The 451-nt window shown below is 52.1% G+C and carries 1 protein-coding gene; it reads right to left on the bottom strand.

The genetic code is table 11. The annotated features are described in order from the left end of the window. Nucleotides 1-451, bottom strand: a 451-nt coding sequence (locus Q4563_RS16165) for a TonB-dependent receptor domain-containing protein (RefSeq protein WP_303605202.1), incomplete at both ends; no start/stop codon positions are given.

Here is a 451-nt window from a genome sequence, read left to right as displayed (position 1 = left end):
ATCGTACAGGTCAGTGGTTTTAGGTGTCTTGTAACCGGTGCTGACACCACCTTTAACAGTCCAGCCTGGCTGTACATCGTACACACCATAAAGGCGCGGGCTGGTATTGCTGCCAAACTGAGAGTGGTCGTCGTAACGGATACCCGCGGTAATGGTCAGAGGGGTAATGGGAGTCCAGTTGTCTTCGACAAACAGTGAGTACATTTCGTGATCGGAAACAGCACCACTACCTTCATCACCGTCTTCCATGCCAAAAACGCCGTCTTCCAGTTCGCCGTCAATATATTGGAGGCCAACCACCAGCAAGTGCTCGCCGGCCAGGTCTTCAATCGGCAGATCCAGTTTGGCATCCAGAGTGTACTGGCTACTGGTCATGACCCGGTCAGGACGAGGCAGGAATTCATCTTCCATGATTTCCATACGCTCTTCTTCACTCAAGCCTGCGTAATCG

The organism is Gilvimarinus sp. 1_MG-2023, assembly GCF_030548285.1.
The sequence above is the reverse complement of the archived record's forward strand: the minus strand, read 5'-3'. Positions and strand labels throughout refer to the sequence as shown.